Raw genomic sequence first — 2,836 nt, 5'->3', positions numbered from 1 at the left:
CGGCGGGGGGGCACGGCCCCACTCGCGAGTTGGCATGGAGTACCTCGAGCCGCACGCGGGCGCCGGGGCAGCGCCCTCTGCGGCGGGGGCGTGGCGGGCGACCGCGCCGAGTCCGCGACGGACGGGCGGGGCGGGAGCGCCTGGCTGTTGGCCGCCTCGACGTTGGTGTCGGCCAGCGTCAGGTTGGACGAGCCGGTCTGCAGCACGTTGATCAGGTTCTTGTTGAAGTCCTGGCGGATCTGCACCACCGACAGGTTCGAGCCGAGGCTCGAAGCTTCCGAGCGCAGCGTGCTCGACGCGGCGTTCAGGTTGGTCAGCACCCGGTTGGACGCCGCGTTGTCGATGAAGTCGACGCCGACCGTCAGCGCGGCAAGACCGAGACCCTTGGAATTATAGGTCACGCCGGTGATGTTGAGGCTCGACTTGCCGGTCTCGTCGAACACCAGCTTGAGCTGGTCGCCGTTCAACAGGTTCACACCGTTGAACGAGGAGTCCTGCGAAGTCGTGTCGATCTGGTTCAGGATGTTGTTGTACTGGGACACCAGGTTCGCACGCGCCGTCTGCGCCACCGGATCCTGGACGGGGGTGGAGGCCGTCGAGAAGGTCAGTGCCGTGGTCAGCGTGCCACCGATCGTGCCACCCGCGGCCGTCGAACCGAGCGTCGAGGACGCGTAGTCGTTGGACGCGGTGATGGTCAGCCGGCCGTTGGCGTCGATCGTGGCCGACAAATTGTTGGCCTGCAGCTGCGTGTTGAGCTGATCGAGCGTCTTCACCGTGCCGTTGGTGCCGTCGCCGAAGGTAACGTTGACCGCCGTGCCGCCATTGAAGGAGGTGAAGGTCAAGGTCTTGCCGGCGATGCCGCCGATGCCCGAGGTACGGTTCGCGGTGAAGGCTGTGGCATTGCCGGTGTTGCCGGCGAGCCCGAACACGTTCAGCGCATTGCCGGTGCCGGTGATCGACAGATCGGCGTTGACGCCGGTCGACAGCTTGAGCTGACCGGAGGTGTTGATCGTCGAGTTCGACTGGCCGGTCGCCGTCTGCAGCGATGCGGTGCCGTTGGCAGCGATCGTTGCGGTCTGCACGCCGGTGGCAAGGTCGATCGCGGCCAGCACGTCGTTGACGGTGCCGCCCTGCAGATAGACGGTCGAGTTGCCGTTGCCGTCGGTCAGGACGTTACCGTTGACACCAAAACCGGCCGGAACGCTGGGGGCACCGGTCGAGCCCGGGATCGGCGCGTTCTTGAAGGTGATGACGTGACCATCGACGTTCAGCGTCGAGCCGTCCGAGATCTCCGCACCGAGCGAGGCCGCACTCGTGGTCCGGTTGACGTTGACGGTGGCATTGCCTGCACCCGTCGACGTGGTCAGGCCGAGCGCCTTGAGCAGGTCGGCCTTGCCCGTCACGCTCAGATCCGCACCGGTCGAGCTCTTCAGGATGACCTTGCTGCCGGCGATGCTCGAAGAGGTCTGGTTGACGCTGTTGGTGATCGTCGCCGCGCCCGAAGTGATGGACGCCGTATCGACGCCGCTGGCGAGATCGATCGCGGTCAACAGGTCGCCGGTGGTCGCCTTCGGCGAAGCGTTGGTCCCGAGATAGACGGTGGTGTTGCCGTTGCCGTCGGTGACGAGGTTGCCGCTGACGCCCGAACCGGTCGGAACGCCGGTGCTCGCCGGAGCCGTGCCGGAACGGAAGGTGATGGTCTTGCCGTTGACCGTCAGCGTGTCGCCGTCAGCCGGCTGGGCGCTGCCGACCAGGCCGCTTGCGGCGGTGCCGTTGGCAGCGATCAGCGTGATGGTGCTGCTCAGGGCCGTGGAGCCGTCGCCGGCCGTTGCCGTCGAACCGGTCAGCGAGCCGAGGGTGGCGCCGAGGGTCGTGGTGCCGGTCGCCGCGGTGGTGCCGCCGGCGGTGCCGTTGTAGAGCACGTTGCTGCTCGCGGTGGCGCTGGCAAAAGAAGTCGTGCCACGCAGGTCGGCCGCCGTCGCACCGGAGATCGTGGTGGAGACGTTCGACTTGGTGGAGTAACCGACCGTGGTCTGCAGCGCCTGGTTGGCGATCGACTTGGCGCTGTCGATCAGCTTCTGCAGCGATGTCAGGCCGGTGTTGGCAGCCTGCAGCACCTGCACGCCGTTGGCGATGCCATCGAGCAGGTTGTTGATGTCGCTGGCGCGATTGTCGAGCGACTGGGCGGTGAAATAGTTGGTGGGATTGTCCAGCGCCGAGTTGACGCTCTTGCCGGTCGACAGACGGTTCTGTGTGGTGGCGAGAAGATCGGCGGTGGACTGGAGAGACAACAGGTTCTGACGAACCGACGCAGAGAGAACAATACCGGACATGACTCTTACCCTTCTGGCTTACGCGTCTTCGTTCGATCGCTTCTGGATCGAGTGACGGCCACAGGGTGCCCCGACATGGCTAACAAAGGGTGAAACGCGTCTCGCTGTCATAAGTGCCGGTTCACCATAAACCATTGTGGCGCACTGGCAGGCCTCGCAATCAGCCTGAAATCGCTGGCGATTTTGGACGCTTACGCTCCATTAACCATAACCGCTGGTTACTTTTCCGATCGCGCGCCGCATCCTCCAATACCGATGAGCGAACAAAAAAGCAGCGGGGCCGAAGCCCCGCCGCCTGATCTTCCCTGACGATGTCAGCTGCTGTTAGCGGAGCAGCTGCAGCACGCTCTGCTGCGACTGGTTGGCCAGCGACAGTGCGGAGACCGCGATCGACTGGCGGGTCGACAGCGCCTGGCTGTTGGCCGCCTCGACGTTGGTGTCGGCCAGCGTCAGGTTGGACGAGCCGGTCTGCAGCACGTTGATCAGGTTCTTGTTGAAGTCCT

2 protein-coding genes are annotated in these 2,836 nt (G+C 65.0%); both read right to left on the bottom strand.

Features of this window, described 5'->3' with window-relative positions; translation table 11 throughout:
• Positions 1-2,333: DUF1522 domain-containing protein (locus G8O24_RS42285; RefSeq protein WP_188108381.1), on the bottom strand; the 2,333-nt coding region annotated here is incomplete at its 3' end.
• Between the two features lie 324 nt (positions 2,334-2,657).
• The coding region (locus G8O24_RS42280; RefSeq protein WP_438503277.1) for a flagellin at positions 2,658-2,836 on the bottom strand (179 nt) is incomplete at its 5' end.

Origin of the sequence: Bradyrhizobium campsiandrae (assembly GCF_014529705.1) — a bacterium.
In the GTDB taxonomy this organism is placed as follows: domain Bacteria; phylum Pseudomonadota; class Alphaproteobacteria; order Rhizobiales; family Xanthobacteraceae; genus Bradyrhizobium; species Bradyrhizobium campsiandrae.
The sequence above is the reverse complement of the archived record's forward strand: the minus strand, read 5'-3'. Positions and strand labels throughout refer to the sequence as shown.